The 16916-nt window shown below is 68.9% G+C and carries 14 protein-coding genes, 2 tRNA genes and 1 rRNA gene; 14 read left to right on the top strand and 3 right to left on the bottom strand.

Annotated elements, in window-relative coordinates:
• Positions 1-14: 14 nt before the first annotated feature.
• From AB4Z01_RS12030 to AB4Z01_RS12010, 5 genes are all read left to right on the top strand, one after another.
• Complete coding sequence (locus AB4Z01_RS12030; protein WP_441693738.1) at positions 15-746, top strand: peptidase; 732 nt, start codon at positions 15-17, stop codon at positions 744-746.
• Between the two features lie 138 nt (positions 747-884).
• On the top strand, positions 885-1154 hold the full coding sequence (locus AB4Z01_RS12025) for a hypothetical protein (protein ID WP_429224043.1): 270 nt from the start codon (positions 885-887) through the stop codon (positions 1152-1154).
• 169 nt (positions 1155-1323) lie between these two features.
• Positions 1324-2931, top strand: coding sequence for a carboxyl transferase domain-containing protein (locus AB4Z01_RS12020; protein ID WP_441693736.1), 1608 nt, complete (start codon positions 1324-1326; stop codon positions 2929-2931).
• 5 nt (positions 2932-2936) lie between these two features.
• Complete coding sequence (locus AB4Z01_RS12015; protein ID WP_441693735.1) at positions 2937-3230, top strand: hypothetical protein; 294 nt, start codon at positions 2937-2939, stop codon at positions 3228-3230.
• Complete coding sequence (locus tag AB4Z01_RS12010; RefSeq protein WP_441693733.1) at positions 3227-4009, top strand: enoyl-CoA hydratase-related protein; 783 nt, start codon at positions 3227-3229, stop codon at positions 4007-4009. The genes AB4Z01_RS12015 and AB4Z01_RS12010 overlap by 4 nt, the downstream gene beginning before the upstream one ends.
• On the opposite strand, the gene AB4Z01_RS12005 is transcribed toward AB4Z01_RS12010, so the two are convergent.
• The 3 genes from AB4Z01_RS12005 to AB4Z01_RS11995 all read right to left on the bottom strand — a co-directional run bounded on the left by AB4Z01_RS12005 (position 4010) and on the right by AB4Z01_RS11995 (position 7446).
• Positions 4010-4387 carry a hypothetical protein gene (locus AB4Z01_RS12005; RefSeq protein ID WP_441693731.1) on the bottom strand — a complete coding sequence of 126 codons (378 nt, stop codon included), beginning with the start codon at positions 4385-4387 and terminating at the stop codon, positions 4010-4012.
• Between the two features lie 205 nt (positions 4388-4592).
• A complete protein-coding gene (locus AB4Z01_RS12000; RefSeq protein ID WP_441693729.1) occupies positions 4593-5336 on the bottom strand; it encodes a hypothetical protein in 744 nt (247 codons plus the stop codon).
• A 73-nt stretch (positions 5337-5409) separates the two neighbouring features.
• Positions 5410-7446, bottom strand: coding sequence for a beta-N-acetylhexosaminidase (locus AB4Z01_RS11995; protein ID WP_441693727.1), 2037 nt, complete (start codon positions 7444-7446; stop codon positions 5410-5412).
• Positions 7447-7698: 252 nt separating this feature from the next.
• Between AB4Z01_RS11995 and AB4Z01_RS11990 the strand changes: the two genes are divergently transcribed.
• The 9 genes from AB4Z01_RS11990 (at position 7699) to AB4Z01_RS11950 (ending at position 16797) form a co-directional block, all read left to right on the top strand.
• Complete coding sequence (locus AB4Z01_RS11990; RefSeq protein ID WP_441693725.1) at positions 7699-8940, top strand: NAD(P)/FAD-dependent oxidoreductase; 1242 nt, start codon at positions 7699-7701, stop codon at positions 8938-8940.
• A 13-nt stretch (positions 8941-8953) separates the two neighbouring features.
• Positions 8954-10324 carry a metallophosphoesterase family protein gene (locus AB4Z01_RS11985; protein WP_441693724.1) on the top strand — a complete coding sequence of 457 codons (1371 nt, stop codon included), beginning with the start codon at positions 8954-8956 and terminating at the stop codon, positions 10322-10324.
• Between the two features lie 65 nt (positions 10325-10389).
• Positions 10390-11037: a LysE family translocator gene (locus tag AB4Z01_RS11980; protein WP_441693722.1), complete on the top strand. Its 648-nt coding sequence runs from the start codon at positions 10390-10392 to the stop codon at positions 11035-11037.
• A 78-nt stretch (positions 11038-11115) separates the two neighbouring features.
• Complete coding sequence (locus AB4Z01_RS11975) at positions 11116-13083, top strand: acetyl-CoA carboxylase biotin carboxylase subunit (protein ID WP_441693720.1); 1968 nt, start codon at positions 11116-11118, stop codon at positions 13081-13083.
• A gap of 1 nt (position 13084) precedes the next feature.
• Positions 13085-13987 carry a hydroxymethylglutaryl-CoA lyase gene (locus AB4Z01_RS11970; protein WP_441693718.1) on the top strand — a complete coding sequence of 301 codons (903 nt, stop codon included), beginning with the start codon at positions 13085-13087 and terminating at the stop codon, positions 13985-13987.
• Positions 13988-14031: 44 nt separating this feature from the next.
• On the top strand, positions 14032-14454 hold the full coding sequence (locus AB4Z01_RS11965; RefSeq protein ID WP_441693716.1) for a DUF1489 family protein: 423 nt from the start codon (positions 14032-14034) through the stop codon (positions 14452-14454).
• Positions 14455-14971: 517 nt separating this feature from the next.
• A 16S ribosomal RNA gene (locus AB4Z01_RS11960) occupies positions 14972-16457 on the top strand.
• A gap of 181 nt (positions 16458-16638) precedes the next feature.
• A tRNA-Ile gene (locus AB4Z01_RS11955) sits at positions 16639-16715 on the top strand.
• A gap of 6 nt (positions 16716-16721) precedes the next feature.
• Positions 16722-16797 (top strand) — tRNA-Ala (locus tag AB4Z01_RS11950).
• Positions 16798-16916: the final 119 nt, after the last annotated feature.

The following is a 16916-nucleotide window of genomic DNA, read 5'->3' as shown; positions in this document are numbered from 1 at the left end:
CCGGACCGTTTCGCATGACCTACTGCCTCGGCCTGCTGCTCGAAGACGGGCTGGTGATGATCGCCGACACCCGCACCAACGCCGGCGTCGACAACATCTCGACCTTCCGCAAGATGCATATCTGGGAGCGGCCAGGCGACCGGGTGATGGTGCTGCTCACCGCCGGCAATCTCGCCATCACCCAATCCGTGGTCGCCCTCCTGTCCGAGGCGGTCGACGCCGGCGACGGGCGCGAGAGCCTGGCCACCGCGCCATCGATGTTCCGCTGTGCCGAGCTGGTGGGCGAGGCGGTGCGCGCGGTCTGGAACCGCGACGGCCCGGCGATGGAGCAGCATGCCGGCGGCTTCAATGCGTCCTTCCTGCTCGGCGGCCAGATCACCGGGCGCCGCTGCCGGCTGTTCGAGATCTACCAGGCCGGCAATTTCATCGAGGCGACGGCCGACACGCCCTATCTGCAAATCGGCGAGCATAAATACGGCAAGCCGATTCTCGATCGGGCCGCGCGCTTCGAGACGCCGCTGATCGACGGGCTCAAGCTCGGCCTTGTGTCGATGGATTCGACCTTGCGTAGCAACCTCTCGGTCGGGCTGCCGATCGACATCGCGCTGTACCGCCGCGACGCGCTGAAGCTGGCCCTGCGCAAGCGGGTCGGCGAGGACGATTCCTACTTCTCCAGCCTGCGTCAGCGCTGGTCGGACGCGCTGCGCCAAGCCTATCAAGCCATCCCCAATCCGGATTGGTCATGACCGAACGAATCGAAGCGGGAACTATTTAGCAGGTTTCAAGGTTGAAATTGATGGGAGCCTGAACCACCCTTCCGGTGTTGTATCGGCGTAAAGCCGTGTCAACGGCCCGACCGATAATGATAATGAGGAGATTGTGCCATGAGCATCGCGCTTCGTAGAACCGTCCTGCTGTCCGGTTTCGCTGCGCTCCTGGCGCTTGGTGCCTGCGCCCAGCCGCAGGATACGGTGGTGGACGCCCGGGCTCCGGCCGCGTTGCCCGCCAACGTGCCGGCGGGTTCGACGCTTGAAAGCTCGACCACCGTGGTTGGGCCGGACGGACAGGTCGTGAACCGCCACGTCTACCGGGCGCCGAACCAGCTCATCACCAATGGGCCGCAGTGCACCAAGGGCGACCCGCAGTGCCCGTGATCGGCCCGGCGCTCTGAGAGCGACGGAAACGGGACAAAAGGGGGCTTCGGCCCCCTTTCTTGTCGTGGATGACCCGGCGCCCCATCGGCAACTATCTTTCCGTGCTTGCCCGGACTCCTCCGTCCCGGCATGGTGCCCGGCACCACCATCGGCTTGAGCTGGAGCGCCCATGCCCGTGCTGAACAGCGCGGTCGACCCCCGGTCCGCCGCCTTCCGCGACAACGAAGCGGCCATGCGGGCGGCCGTCGACGACCTGCAGGCGACCGTTGCCCGGATCAAGCTGGGCGGCGGCCAGGCGGCCCGCGACCGGCACGTCGCCCGCGGCAAGCTGCTGCCGCGCGAGCGGGTTCGCGGGCTGCTCGACCCCGGCGCGCCCTTCCTCGAGCTGTCGCAGCTCGCCGGCCATGGCGTCTATAACGAGGACGTTCCCGCGGCCGGCATCATCACCGGCATCGGCCCGGTCTCCGGCCAGGAATGTGTCATCGTCGCCAATGACGCCACGGTGAAGGGCGGCACCTACTACCCGCTGACGGTGAAGAAGCACCTGCGGGCGCAGGAGATCGCGCGCGAGAACAACCTGCCCTGCCTGTATCTCGTCGATTCCGGCGGCGCCTTTCTGCCGCTGCAGGACCAGGTCTTCCCCGACCGCGACCATTTTGGCCGGATCTTCTACAATCAGGCGACGATGTCGGCCGCCGGCATCCCGCAGATCGCGGCGGTGATGGGCTCCTGCACCGCCGGCGGCGCCTATGTCCCCGCGATGTCGGACGAATCGATCATCGTCAAGGGCCAGGGCACGATCTTCCTCGGCGGCCCGCCGCTGGTGAAGGCGGCGACCGGCGAGGAGGTCTCGGCCGAGGATCTCGGCGGCGCTGACGTGCACAGCCGCATCTCCGGCGTCACCGACCACTACGCCCAGGACGACCACCATGCGCTGGCGATCGCCCGCCGCATCGTCGGCGACCTGAACCGGGTCAAGCGCCCGGCCCTGGCGCTGCGCGAGCCGGCGGAGCCGCTGTACCCGGCCACCGACCTCTACGGCATCGTCGGCACCGACCTGCGGAAGCCCTTCGACGTGCGCGAGGTGATCGCGCGGCTGGTCGACGGGTCGGAGTTCGATGAGTTCAAGGCGCTGTACGGCACCACGCTGGTCTGCGGCTTCGCCCATCTCTGGGGCATCCCGGTCGGCATCGTCGCCAACAACGGCATTCTGTTCTCGGAAAGCGCGCTGAAGGGCGCGCATTTCGTCGAGCTGTGCTGTCAGCGTGGCATCCCGCTGGTGTTCCTGCAGAACATCACCGGGTTCATGGTCGGCTCGAAATACGAACGCGGCGGCATCGCCAAGGACGGCGCCAAGCTGGTCACCGCCGTGGCCTCGGCCCAGGTGCCGAAGCTGACCCTGCTGATCGGCGGCAGCTTCGGCGCCGGCAACTATGGCATGTGCGGCCGCGCCTACGGCCCACGCTTCCTGTTCATGTGGCCGAACGCCCGGATCTCGGTGATGGGCGGCGAGCAGGCGGCGAACGTCCTGGGCCAGGTGCGGCGCGACGGCATCGAGGCCAAGGGCGAAACCTGGCCGGAGGCGGAGGAGGAGGCATTCAAGGCGCCGATCCGCGACCAATACGAGAAGCAGGGCCATCCCTATTACGCCTCGGCCCGGCTGTGGGACGACGGGGTAATCGACCCGGCCGACAGCCGGCGGGTGCTGGCCCTGGCGCTGTCCGCGGCGCTGAACGCGCCGATCGAGCCGACCCGGTTCGGCGTGTTCCGGATGTGAGTGGAATGATTCAGAGCAACTTCTTCGAATGGCTCGGCGAGGCGCTGGGCGGGCTGATCGGCTTCATCATTCGCGCGATCCGGGGGGTGGTCGACGGCCTCGGCGGCGCGGTGAACGATTTCCTCGGCGGCATGGCCCGCTCGATCGGGATGAACGCCTCGATCTTCTCCTTCGCGCTGCTGATCCTCGGCCTGTTCCTGCTGTACTGTTCCGTCCGCGCCTTTATCGCCCGGTCGATCGTGGCCGGTGTCGTCTGGGCGCTGCTGGGTCTGCTGGTGCTGAGCTGGGTAGTGCGATGAGCGCGGTCCGGATCGAGATCGAGATCGAGAACGGCATCGGCACGGTCGTCATGGACCGGCCGGACCGGCACAACGCCTTCGACGAGCATGTCATCGCCGACCTGACCGCGGGCTTCGCCAAGCTCGGCGCCGACGATGCGGTGCGCGCCGTGGTGCTGCGCGGTGCCGGCAAAAGCTTCTCGGCCGGCGCCGATCTCGACTGGATGCGCCGCATGGCGGCCTATGACGAGGCAGCGAACCTGGCCGATGCCCGGGCGTTGGCGGCGCTGATGCGCACCATCGACACGCTGCCGAAGCCGACGGTCGCCCTGGTCCATGGCGCGGCCTATGGCGGCGGGGTCGGGCTGGTCGCCTGCTGCGACATCGCCATCGCCACCGAGGCGGCTGCCTTCTCCCTGTCCGAGGTCAAGCTGGGCCTGATCCCGGCGGTGATCAGCCCCTATGTCGTGCGCGCCATCGGCGCCCGCGCCGCCCGCCGCTATTTCCTGACCGCCGAGCGCTTCGACGCGGTCGAGGCCCGGCGCCTCGGCCTGGTGCACGAGCTGGCGGCGAGCGACGGGCTGGAGGAGGCGGCGCGGCAGGTCCTGGCGGCGCTGCGCGGCAACGGACCGGCGGCGGTCCGGGCGGCCAAGGATCTGGTCGCCGCGGTGGCCAGCAAGACGCCGGCCGAGGTCGAGGAGGATTGCACCCGCCGCATCGCCGCGATCCGCGCCGGCGATGAGGGCAAGGAAGGCGTCGCCGCCTTCCTGGAAAAGCGCAAGCCGTCCTGGCTCGGCTGATCAGGGCGCCGGCGTGGACCCGGCCCGCAGGACATTGACCAGGAACAGCAGCATCGAGGCGACGGTCAGCAGCGAGCCGATGATGACCACGGCCTCCTGCTGCCGGGTTGTGGCCAGGTAGATGCCGAGCGGCAGCAGGATGGCGCCGGCGGCGGCGATCCAGAAATGCACGACGGCCAGCGCGCCGGACTTGGCGAAGCCCAGCCGGTAGCCGATCCCGAACAAGGCGAGCGAGACCCAGCCGACGAGATTGATGTGGGCATGCACCGGCACCAGCTGGAAGTCATGGGCCATGCCCATCTGGATCCCCAGCAGCATGCCGGCCAGCCCCATCAGCACGGCCAGGGTGAAGAACGCTCTGTCGATGCTGCGCATCATGTTCCCTCGTTGATCGACGACGGCGGCGGACGCAGTCCTGCCTGCCGCACCGAGAAGGATGCGCCGGACCGTTCCTTCCGGCCTGTTACGGACGGCACAGGACGGCCCGGCGCATTCCCGCCCCCCCAGGCGTGATCGCAGTGTCGTCGGATCGCGACGGCACCGCACTCCCCCATGATTAGGGGATGGCGCCAGGCAAAGGAACTCACTCCGCCAGGCGGTCCAACTGCTCCTGCAGCCGGCGCGCATAGTCGTCGGCCAGCGCGTTCAGGGCGGCCGCCCCGTCGCCGTGGAAGCATGATCCGTGCATGATGCCGAGAGTGCTTGGCGACAGCCCGGCGAGCCGGCGGATCGTCGGTGCCGTCATCGGCGTCAGGGCGCTGGGGCCGAACATGTCCTCCGCGGCGCGGGCCGGGCCGACGACGTCGGTCCCGGTTACGGCCGGGCCACCGCCGAGATGCGCGAACAGGTCGCCGCACAGCAGCGTCCCGGTGGTCTCCTCGTACAGCAGCCCGGCGTCCCAGCCATGCGGGATCTGCGGCGTGTCGAGATGGCGTAGCCGCTTGCCGCCGAGGTCGATCACCTCGCCATCGGCGAGGGGCCGTGGCGGCCGGTCGGCCATGTCGTTGATCGACACCATGCAGCCGATCCCGCCCTGCACCAGCTGCGCCTGCGGCGCCGCCGCCAGCCATTCGTTCATGGCGCCGCATTCATCGGCCTCGACATGGCCGAAGCCGATCCAGCGCAGCCGGTCGACCGGCATCACCCTGGCCATGGCGGCGGCGACGGACGGAAACATCCGCCGCGGCCCGCAATGGAACAGCAGCGGCTCCTCGGCCCTGATCAGGAACTGGTTGAAGGTGAAGCCGGCCGGCGGCGCAATCTCCGGCACATAGGTCGACAGTCGATAGATGCCGTCGGCGATCTCATCGATCCTGGTCTCTCCCATCCCTGTTCTCCCCCGGGCTTCGCCTGGCCGATGGGTCGGGTCGAGCTGCCCGTGGAGTCATCTTATCAGGAGATCAGTCCGCCCAGTGCCCGTACAGATTCGGCATCAACCCGGCCAGGGCGCTGAAGCGCGCCCAGGACTTCGCCTCCTTGCGGGTCCAGCCGGCCTCGGCGATCGCCGACAGCCGGGGGAAGACCAGCCGGTCGAACACGGCGCGGTCGGTCATCGGCTCGGACCAGATGCAGGCCTGCACGCCCATCAGATGCTTCAGCTGGTCCTCGGTCCAGCCCCGGGTGGGCTCGAACTCATAGGTCTCCCGCGGGCCCGACCAGCCGGCCCAGCCGGCGCCTGGCTCGGACCAGGCGGTGCCCTGCGACATGTCGAGGTAGTAGCGCTGCCCGGGCGCGACGACGACGCCATAGCCGCGGCCGGCCAGCTCGGCGCTGGCCTCGACCGACCGCCAGCCGACCAGGTAGCTCTTGTCCTTCTCGATCACGTCGCCATGCGCCGCCTCCTCCCAGCCGCCGGTGACGACGCCGCGTGAGCCCAGGAAGCGCTGGACTCGCTGCAGGAACCCGGCCTGCAGCACGGCCGTCGCCGAGCCTTCGATGGCGTCGGCGCCGTGCTTGTTGCCGATCGTGTTCACCAGCTTGGCGTGCTGCGCGGCCAGCGCCTCGCCGCCGGCCTGCTTCAGGCGGTCGAGCGCGAGCGGCGAGCCCGACCAGGCGGCCAGCGGCACCTCATCCGCACCGACATGCAGGATCTTCGACGGGAACAGCGCGATCAGCTCGTCGAACACGGTCTCGAGGAAGCCGTAGACCGGCTCATGCGCCGGGTTCAGGCAGTTGTTAGGGAAGCCCTGCACCGACTGGTACTCGCCGTGCTCGCCCGGGTCGCGCAGATGCGGCAGGGCGTGCAGCACGGCGTAGCAATGGCCGGGGATATCGATCTCCGGCACCACGACGATGCCCAGCCGGTCGGCCAGGCCAACCAGGTCGCGGATCGCCTGCTTGCTGTAATAGCCGCCTTGCGGCTCGGGGCCGGAGCCGAGCAGCGGCGGCAGCGCCAGCCCGTGGCCGCGCCAGGCGGCGATCTTCATCAGCTCCGGATAGGCATCGATCTCGACGCGCCAGGCCTCGTCGTCCGACAGGTGCCAGTGGAAGCGGTTCATCTTGCTCCAGGCCAGCAGTTGCACGAACCGCGCCACCTCGGCCGAGGAATAGAACTGCCGTGCGACGTCGAGATGCGACCCGCGCCACCCGTGCGCCGGAGCGTCCTGGATCTCGCCGCCCGTAGGGAACAGGAAGGTCTCGGGATGGCGGCTGGCGCCGCGCCAGACCTGGCCAAGCGTGATCAGGCCGTACAGCAGGCCGGTGCGGGTGGAGGCCTGCACGGCGACGCCGTCCTGGGCGAAGGCGATGCGATAGGCCTCTGGGCCGAATCCCGGCTCGATCACGAGATCGACGGCCAGGCCGCCCTCCGCCTCGGGACGCATGATGCCCTCGGCCGGGAACAGCGCTGCGGTCAGCTCGGCGAAGGCGGTGGTGGCCTGCCCGGCTTCGGCACCTTCGCCCTTCGGCGCCAGCCCGGCGGGGACGGCTCGGCGGCCGCTGACGGCGACCTTTTCCGGCCAGGGAATCACCGAGACCGGCACCGGGACGGTCGTGCCCGAGATCGACATCGGCACCGAGGCCGGGACGGGGAATCGCTGGGTGCCCCGCTTCAGCGGCGCGTTGTCGACAGCCGAATGCGTCGGCGCGGTGGCGACAGGCGCGGTCGAGCCATCGGCCAGCGCGACATAGGCGGTGGTGGCGCCGTCGGTCCAATGGCGCAGCGGATAGCTCAGGCCCCGTGCCGTGATCGTCCAGCTGGTGCCGGGGGCCAGATCCAGATCCGGGGCGGGCGTGAACTCGGAATGGTTGGACAGCCGGGCGGACAGCGTGCCGCCCTCGATCACCGCGGCGGGGTCGATCCGGGCGGGCCCGCTGACGCAGAGCTTGAAGCCCGAGACCGTCAGGTCCGACCGGTTGGTCAGCCTCAGCGTATAGCTCAGCGAGTCGCCGTCCTCGGCGGGCCGCCAGAAGGTTTCGAGTCGGAACGGGGACGTCATCGGCCGGGCCTTCGCGGTTGGCGGGAATGGGACCGTCCGGTCCCCGCAGCCCGGCGGCCGGGTCGTCGCGATCGACGACGCGCCGTCTGCTGCAGGCCATGCTGCCCACGGCTGCCGGGCGAAGGCAATGGTCTATACCACGCTGGGACGCAAATTTTGCTTGGCCGTTCCGGGCGCTCGCCCCCCAAGCTTTCCGGGATGTGCTATGCGGCATCGGCAGGCCAGACGGCAGGCTCAGAAAGGCAAGTCACCGTGATCAGAAGCGATGTCGCCGTGCTCGGGGCCGGAATCATCGGGGTCTCGATCGCCCTGCATCTGCAGGCGCGCGGCCGCTCGGTGGTGCTGGTCGACCGCCGCGGCCCGGGCGAGGAGACCAGCCATGGCAATGCCGGGCTGATCGAGCGCGCCAGCGTCGTGCCCTACGCCTTCCCGCGCTCGCTGCCCGAATTGCTGCGCTACGCCTCGAACCGGCGGATCGATGCCCGCTACCATTGGGCCTTCCTGCCGCGGATCGCGTCCTGGCTGTTCCAGTACTGGCGCCATTCGTCCCCGGCCCGCCTGGCCGAGGCGGCGCGGGCGATGCTGCCGCTGATCGAGCGCTGCCTGGACGAGCACCGGCCGCTGCTGGAGCAGGCTGGGATCGCCCATCTGGCGCGCGAAACGGGCTGGCTCACCGTTTACCGGACCGCACGCAGCCTGGAGGCGGGGGAGGCGGGCAGGGCCGTCGCCGCCGCCCATGGCCTGAATTTCGGGGTGCTCGACCCGGGCCAGATCCGGGCGCTGGAGCCGCATCTGGCGGACGGGCTGGCCGGCGGCGTGCATTGGATGGACCCGGTCTCCGTCTCCGACCCCGGCGCCGTCACCAAGGGCTATGCCGAGCTGTTCCTGCGCCGCGGCGGCAGCCTGGTGCCGGCCGATGCCCGATCGCTGCAGCCGGTGGAGGGCGGCTGGAGCTTGCAGGGGCCGGACGGCCCGGTGCTGGCGCGCGACGTGGTGGTGGCGCTCGGCCCCTGGTCGCTCGACCTGCTGCGGCCGCTCGGCTACCGCCTGCCGCTCGCGGTCAAGCGCGGCTACCACATGCATTACCGACCGCTCGGCAATGCCGTGCTGCACCGGCCGGTGCTGGACGACGACCAAGGCTTCCTGCTGACGCCAATGGCGCGCGGCGTGCGCCTCACCACCGGCGTCGAGATCGGCCCGCGCGATGCGCCGCCGACGCCGGTGCAGCTGCAGGCCGCCGAGGCCGCGGCGCGGATCCTGTTCCCGCTGGACAGCCGGGTCGATGACCAACCTTGGATGGGCGCGCGGCCCTGCCTGCCGGACATGCGGCCGGTGATCGGGCCGGCGCCGCGGCACAGGGGGCTGTGGCTCGCCTTCGGTCACGCCCATCACGGCTTCACCCTGGGGCCGGTGACCGGACGGCTGCTGGCCGAGATGATCACCGGCGGCGAAACCGTGGTCGACCCGTCGCCCTACCGGGCCGACCGGTTCTGAGAGGAGCGGGGCGATGCCAGGCCTGCCCGAAGGTTTGCCCGACGCCATCTCCGCCCTGCTGCCGCGGGGGCCGGGGCATCAGTTCGTGCTCTATGGCGATTCCTGCTCCGGCGTTCCCGACGCTCCGCACGAGCGGAATTTCGCCGCGGTCAATGCGGTCCTCCGCCGCCTCGCACCGCAGCCGGAGTTCATCCTGTTTCCCGGCGACGAGATCATTGGCCTGACCGCCGACGCCGAGGCGCTGCGGGCGCAGTGGCGGCACTGGCTGGACCGGGAGATGGGGTGGCTCGACCGCCGGGCGATCCCGATCTGGCACACGACCGGCAACCACACCGCCTATGACGAGATGAGCGAAGCGGTGTTCCGTGACGTGCTCGACCTGCCTCGGAACGGGCCGCCGGGACAGGAGGGCCTGTCCTACTGGATCCGCCGCGGCGACCTGCTGCTGGTCTTCGTCCACACGCTTTGGACCGGCCTCGGCGGTGAGGGCCATGTCGAGACCGACTGGCTGCGCCGGATCCTCGACCAGCATGCTGATGCGCGCCACAAGCTGGTGGTCGGCCATCACCCGGTCCATCCGGTCGACGGCTTCTCCGGGCCGTGGCAGCGCGAGATCGGGCCGGAGCACGCGCATGAATTCTGGAGCATCCTGGTCGAGGCCGGCGTGCTGGCCTATGTCTGCAGCCACATCCTGGCCTATGACGTCCAGGTGCATGGCGGCGTGCTGCAGCTCTGCACGGCCGGCGCCGGCACAGCCCACCGCATGCCCGAGGGAGTGGAGTACCTCCACTGCATCCAGGCCGCGCTGGATGCCGAAGGCCTGCGCTGCCAGGTGCTGGACACGGATGGGCAGATCCGCGAGCGGCTGGAGTGGCCGCCGCCCCCGATCCTTGACGAGGCGTGGCGCGTCCTGCCGGCGGGGGACGGCGTCGCGCCGCTGACCGGCCGGCTGGCGCCCGGCCGGTTCGTCGCCTTCCGCTTCGCCGGCCAGGCCGCCCCGGCCGGAACGAGCGTGGCGCAGACCCTGGTCTCCGCATTCGACCCCGGCAGCCTCGCGCCGCTGTGGATCGGCCTGCGCGGGCCACGGCAGATCCTGACCGTCATCCTGGGGCGGGAGCCAGGCCGCAGCCCCCTCTACTGGCACGGCCCGGCGCTGTCGGGCGCCTTCGATATCCGGCTACTACTCCATCCCGACATGGGGCCTTGCGGCATCCTGTACCGCCTTGACAAGCAGACAGGCTGGTCCTCGCTGGCGGCAGCTTCGGCGACCGGAATCGAGCGACTGGACTGGCCGGGCCGGTGGAGCGTCGGGCATGGCCAGCGCGGCCCCGCCGACCGACGGTTCCAGGGGAGGGACCTGAAAGCGTCGGTGGCGGTCGGCTGAGATCGGTGGCGGGGCAGAGGCCGCCGTTCTAGTCTGCCGGCCGTATCCATTGTGAGACGCTGACTATGTTCGATCCGGGAACGCTCGCGCTGTACATGGCCGCCGCCCTGGCGCTGAACCTCACGCCCGGGCCCGACATGCTGTTCTGCTTCGCCAACGGCGTTTCCCGCGGGCCGCGCGCCGGCCTGGCCGCGGCGCTCGGCATCGGTGGCGGCGCGGCGGTGCACACCATGGCGGCGGCGCTGGGCCTGGCCGGGCTGTTCGCCGCCTCGCCGACCGCCTTCGAGATTCTGCGCTGGGGCGGCGCTGCCTATCTGCTGTGGCTGGGGGTGAAGGCGCTGCGCGGCGCGGCCGGCGGACTTGGCGGCGGCCTCGGCGCGGCCGGGCCGCTGCCGCCGCGTCCGGCGGGCCGGATCTTCTTCGACGGCATGGTGACCAACGTCCTGAACCCCAAGGTGGCGCTGTTCTTCATCGCCTTCCTTCCGCAATTCGTCGACCCGTCGCACAGCGCGGTGCTGCAGATCCTGGTGCTGGGCACGCTGGGCAACATCTCCGGCACCACCATCAACGCCCTGGTCGGCATGTCCTCGGGCGGGCTCGGCCGGCTGCTGTCGCGGCGGCCGATCGTGGCGCGGCTGCTGAACGGCTTCACCGGCATCGTCTTCCTCGGCCTGGCGGCGCGGCTGGTGCTGGCCGACGGCCGGCCGAAATAGCACTTCGATTTCCCGCGTGCGCCGCGGACCGGCCCTGTTAGATTGTTGCCCGAACCCAGCAGCAGTTTCGGGGCCGGAATGTTCGACACGCTCCTGATCGCCAATCGCGGTGAGATCGCCTGCCGGGTGATCCGGACGGCGCGGCGCCTCGGCCTGCGCACCGTCGCGGTCCATTCCGACGCCGATGCCGGGGCGCGCCATGTCGCCGAGGCCGATTCCGCGATCCGCATCGGCCCGGCCCCGGCGCGCGAGAGCTATCTGAGGATCGACGCCATCCTGGCCGCGGCCAAGGCCTCCGGCGCCCAGGCGATCCATCCGGGCTACGGCTTCCTGTCGGAGAATGCGGAATTCGCCGAGGCCTGCGCCCAGGCCGGCCTCACCTTCGTCGGCCCGCCGCCGGCCGCGATCCGCGCCATGGGCGGCAAGAGCGAGGCTAAGGCGCTGATGGCGGCGGCCGGCGTGCCGCTGGTGCCGGGCTATCACGAGGCCGACCAGGATCCCGACCATCTGGCGGCGGAGGCCGCGACGATCGGCTTTCCGGTGCTGATCAAGGCCTCGGCCGGCGGCGGAGGCAAGGGCATGCGCGTGGTCGAGCGGGCTGAGGAGTTCGCCGCCCAGCTCGCCGGCGCCCAGCGCGAGGCCGCGTCCTCCTTCGGCAACGACCGGGTGCTGGTCGAGCGCTATCTGGCCCGGCCGCGCCATGTCGAGATCCAGGTCTTCGCCGACGGCCACGGCCACTGCGTCTACCTGTTCGAGCGGGACTGCTCGATCCAGCGCCGCCACCAGAAGGTGGTGGAGGAGGCGCCGGCCCCCGGCCTCGACCCGGCCATCCGCAAGGCGATGGGCGAGGCCGCGGTCGCCGCGGCCCAGGCCATCGGCTATGTCGGCGCCGGCACGGTCGAGTTCTTGCTCGACACCGACGGCCGCTTCTACTTCATGGAGATGAACACCCGGCTGCAGGTCGAGCATCCGGTGACCGAGGCGATCACCGGGCTCGATCTGGTCGAATGGCAGCTGCTGGTCGCGGCCGGCGGCACGCTGCCGTTAGGCCAGGACGACCTCGCCATCAACGGTGCCGCGATCGAGGTCCGGCTCTATGCCGAGGATCCGCAGGCCGGCTTCCTGCCGCAGACCGGGCGGCTGGCGCATCTGGCGCTGCCCGAGGCGGCGCCGCATGTCCGGGTCGATTCGGGCGTGCGCCAGGGCGATTCGATCTCGATCCACTACGACCCGATGATCGCCAAACTGATCGTCTGGGACATCGACCGGCCGGCAGCGGTGCGGCGGCTGGCCCGGGCGCTGGACCAGGCGCGGATCGCCGGCCTCGCCACCAATCTCGACTTCCTCCGCGCGATCGCGCGCCACCCGGCCTTCGCCGCAGCCGAGCTCGACACCGGCTTCATCGGCCGCCACGCGGCGGAGCTGCTGGCGCCGCCCGCGCCGGCCGGCTCGGAGGACATCGCCCTCGCAGCCCTCGGCCTCGTGCTCGGCCGTGCCCGTGATCGCGCCAGCCCCTGGGGCCTGGCCGATGGTTGGCGGATGAACGACGAGGCGGTGGAGACGCTGCGCCTGGCCGACCGCGACACCGAGATCGCGGCGGCGGTGCGCTACCGCCGGCATGGCAGCCTGTCGATCGGCACGCCGGACGGCCCGGTCGAGGTCGCCGGCACGCTGGCCGACGGCGTGCTGACCGCCCGGCTCGGCGACCGCACAGTGCGGGCGACGATCGTGGCGACTGGGGAGAAGGTCGCGGTGCTGCGCGACGGTGCCGACCGGGTGTTCGGCATCGTCGATCCGCTGGCGCATGCCGGCGAGGAGGCCGGCGGCGGCAGYCGGCTGACCGCGCCGATGCCTGGCCGGGTGATCGCGGTTCTGGTCGAGGCCGGCGCCAAGGTCGCCAAGGGCCAGCCCCTGATCGTGCTGGAGGCGATGAAGATGGAGCACACCGTGGCCGCGCCGGCGGACGGCACCGTCACCAGCCTGCCCTTCGCCGCCGGCGACCAGGTCGACGAAGGCGTGGCCCTGATCGGCTTCGAGGCCGCCTGAGATGCTCCCGGCCCAAGTCCGAATCGTCGAGGTCGGCCCGCGTGACGGGCTGCAGAACGAAAAGGCGGTGGTGCCGCTCGAGGCCAAGGTCGGGTTGATCGACCGTCTGTCGGCTTCCGGGCTGGCGGTGATCGAGGCGGGCGCCTTCGTCAGCCCGAAATGGGTGCCGCAGATGGCCGATTCGGCCGAGGTCATGGCCCGGATCGCGCGGGCGCCCGGCATCTCATACCCGGTGCTGGTGCCGAACGAGACCGGCCTCGATGCCGCGCTCGCCACCGGGGCGACCGAGATCGCGGTGTTCGCCGCCGCCTCGGAGAGCTTCAGCCGTCGCAACATCAACTGCTCGATCGCCGAGAGCCTGGCCCGATTCGCCCCGGTCGTGGCCCGTGCCCGTGCCGCCGGGCTGAAGGTGCGCGGCTACGTCTCCTGCGTGCTCGGCTGTCCCTATGAAGACGAGGTGCCGGCGGCGAAGGTGGCGGAGGTGTCGGCGGCCCTGTTCGATCTCGGCTGCTACGAGATCAGCCTGGGCGACACCATCGGGGTCGGCACGCCGGGCAAGGCGGTGGCGATGATCGAGGCGGTGGCGGCGCGGATCCCGCGCGAGTCGCTGGCCGTCCACTTCCACGACACCTATGGCATGGCGATCGCCAACATCCACGCCGCGCTGCAGCGCGGCATCGCCGTGGTCGATTCGGCGGTGGCGGGGCTGGGCGGCTGCCCCTATGCCAAGGGTGCCACGGGCAATGTCGCGACCGAGGATGTGGTCTATCTTCTCGACGGCCTCGGCATCGCCAGTGGTGTCGCTCTGGACCGGCTGCTCGACGCCACCCGATTCATCTCGGGCGTGCTCGACCGGCCGCCGGCCTCCAGGACGGCCCGTGCGCTGATCGCCCGCGACGCCTGATTCATCCCGAAGCGTGGCCGCGATGGCGCGGCCATGGAGGAACTGTGCCTGTTCATCTGTTGAAGGTCGCCGTCGGCATCGCCGAGCCGGCCCAGCTCGCCACGGTCCAGCAGGGCCGGCGCCATGTCGTCGAGGGGCGGGAGGTCGTGTACGGCTACACCAAGCGCATGCCGACCCGGCGGGACGACCTGATCGGCGGCGGCTCGATCTTCTGGGTGATCCGCCACGTCATCCTCGTGCGGCAGCCGATCCTCGACATGTTCATGGTGACCGACGAGGACGGCGACACCTATTGCCGGCTGCTCTACGACCCGGAGCTGACGGCGGTGGAAGCCCGGCCGCTGCGCGCCTTCCAGGGCTGGCGCTATCTCGACCCGGACGTCGCGCCGCGCGACCTCGGGACGGCGTCGGAGAGCGACCTGCCGGCCCATCTGCAGCAGGAACTCAGGGCTCTCGGGCTGCTCTGAGAGGGACTCCGGGAGCTCCGACAAGAAATTCACGGAAGTGCAAAAAAGCTCTTGCGTGGTCCGGATCACCCCCCTATAAACCGCTCCACCGACGGCGACGCCGCGGCGACGAACTCGAAAGAGAGCGACGCAGCGGAGAGCAGCCAAACAAGGTTGCAAAAGCCGGGTCGGGACACTACATCGACGTTTCGCCCTGGCGGGCCGGCCCTGGAAGGGGAAGGCGCGACGGGTGGATGCGGCTCTGGGGTCGGGGAAGCCCGGCGGAAGAGCGACGGATCTTGTACAAGTGAGAAGCATTGGAGAAGGGATACGCGGCCGGCGGTTTGGTCTTCGGTTGAAGGGCACAAACAAGCGGGCGCGGTATCTCGGACGCTAGTAGAGTCATGAGCGTTTGGTTGGCGCAAGCTGATTGGACGTGGATGGCTCAGGTGTGTGAGGTGCAGCCTCGGTCGTGAGATCGGGGTGGAGCGCTCCACTAGTAGGGTTGTTCTGGCTTCGGCTGGAATGATCTGAAGTCGAACCTGAGAGTTTGATCCTGGCTCAGAACGAACGCTGGCGGCAGGCCTAACACATGCAAGTCGAACGCTCCGCAAGGGGAGTGGCGCACGGGTGAGTAACACGTGGGAACCTACCTTCTGGTACGGAACAACCAAGGGAAACTTTGGCTAATACCGTATACGACCTCCGGGTGAAAGATTTATCGCCGGAAGAGGGGCCCGCGTCCGATTAGGTAGTTGGTGGGGTAACGGCCTACCAAGCCGACGATCGGTAGCTGGTCTGAGAGGATGACCAGCCACACTGGGACTGAGACACGGCCCAGACTCCTACGGGAGGCAGCAGTGGGGAATATTGGACAATGGGCGCAAGCCTGATCCAGCCATGCCGCGTGAGTGATGAAGGCCTTCGGGTTGTAAAGCTCTTTCACCCACGACGATGATGACGGTAGTGGGAGAAGAAGCCCCGGCTAACTTCGTGCCAGCAGCCGCGGTAATACGAAGGGGGCAAGCGTTGTTCGGAATGACTGGGCGTAAAGGGCGCGTAGGCGGTTCGTTGCGTCAGATGTGAAAGCCCCGGGCTCAACCTGGGAACTGCATTTGATACGGGCGAGCTTGAATCCAAGAGAGGGTGGTGGAATTCCCAGTGTAGAGGTGAAATTCGTAGATATTGGGAAGAACACCAGTGGCGAAGGCGGCCACCTGGCTTGGTATTGACGCTGAGGCGCGAAAGCGTGGGGAGCAAACAGGATTAGATACCCTGGTAGTCCACGCCGTAAACGATGTGTGCTAGCCGTCGGGCAGCTTGCTGTTCGGTGGCGCAGCTAACGCGATAAGCACACCGCCTGGGGAGTACGGTCGCAAGATTAAAACTCAAAGGAATTGACGGGGGCCCGCACAAGCGGTGGAGCATGTGGTTTAATTCGAAGCAACGCGCAGAACCTTACCAACCCTTGACATGGGAAGTATGGGCCTGGGAGACCGGGTCCTTCAGTTCGGCTGGCTTCCACACAGGTGCTGCATGGCTGTCGTCAGCTCGTGTCGTGAGATGTTGGGTTAAGTCCCGCAACGAGCGCAACCCTCCTCTTCAGTTGCCATCATTCAGTTGGGCACTCTGGAGATACTGCCGGTGACAAGCCGGAGGAAGGCGGGGATGACGTCAAGTCCTCATGGCCCTTACGGGTTGGGCTACACACGTGCTACAATGGCGGTGACAGTGGGCAGCGAAGGGGCGACCTGGAGCTAATCCCCAAAAGCCGTCTCAGTTCGGATTGCACTCTGCAACTCGGGTGCATGAAGTTGGAATCGCTAGTAATCGCGGATCAGCACGCCGCGGTGAATACGTTCCCGGGCCTTGTACACACCGCCCGTCACACCATGGGAGTTGGTTTTACCCGAAGACGGTGCGCTGACCAGCAATGGGGGCAGCCGGCCACGGTGAGATCAGCGACTGGGGTGAAGTCGTAACAAGGTAGCCGTAGGGGAACCTGCGGCTGGATCACCTCCTTTCTAAGGATGCCCGACAAACGGAGCCTAGGATCCGATCATGGATCTGAAGGCCGCCGGCCACGCATCCCTTCTCCATTCCAGCCGATGACCGGTTGGCTTAACGCAGCGCATCTGGCGCCGATCCAATGGATTGGGCGCGAGGTGCGAAGCGGTGGGCCATGGGCCGGTCATCAATGCTTTAGGGCTAGTAGCTCAGCTGGTTAGAGCGCGCGCTTGATAAGCGTGAGGTCGGAGGTTCAAATCCTCCCTGGCCCACCATCCCTTGGGGGCGTAGCTCAGTTGGGAGAGCGCGTGCTTTGCAAGCATGAGGTCGTCGGTTCGATCCCGTCCGCCTCCACCAAAACCTTGGTGTGAGAAGAGGGAAGAGCGACGCGACAAGCTGGAATGTGAGAGGAAGACGGATCGCAGGTCCTGAGGGGCCTGCGGCAGATCGCTTCGGCGGTCGCGGATATTGGACAT

Source organism: Inquilinus sp. YAF38 (assembly GCF_052113205.1).
Classification (GTDB): Bacteria; Pseudomonadota; Alphaproteobacteria; order DSM-16000; family Inquilinaceae; genus Inquilinus.
This window is presented reverse-complemented; position numbering and strand designations above follow the sequence as displayed.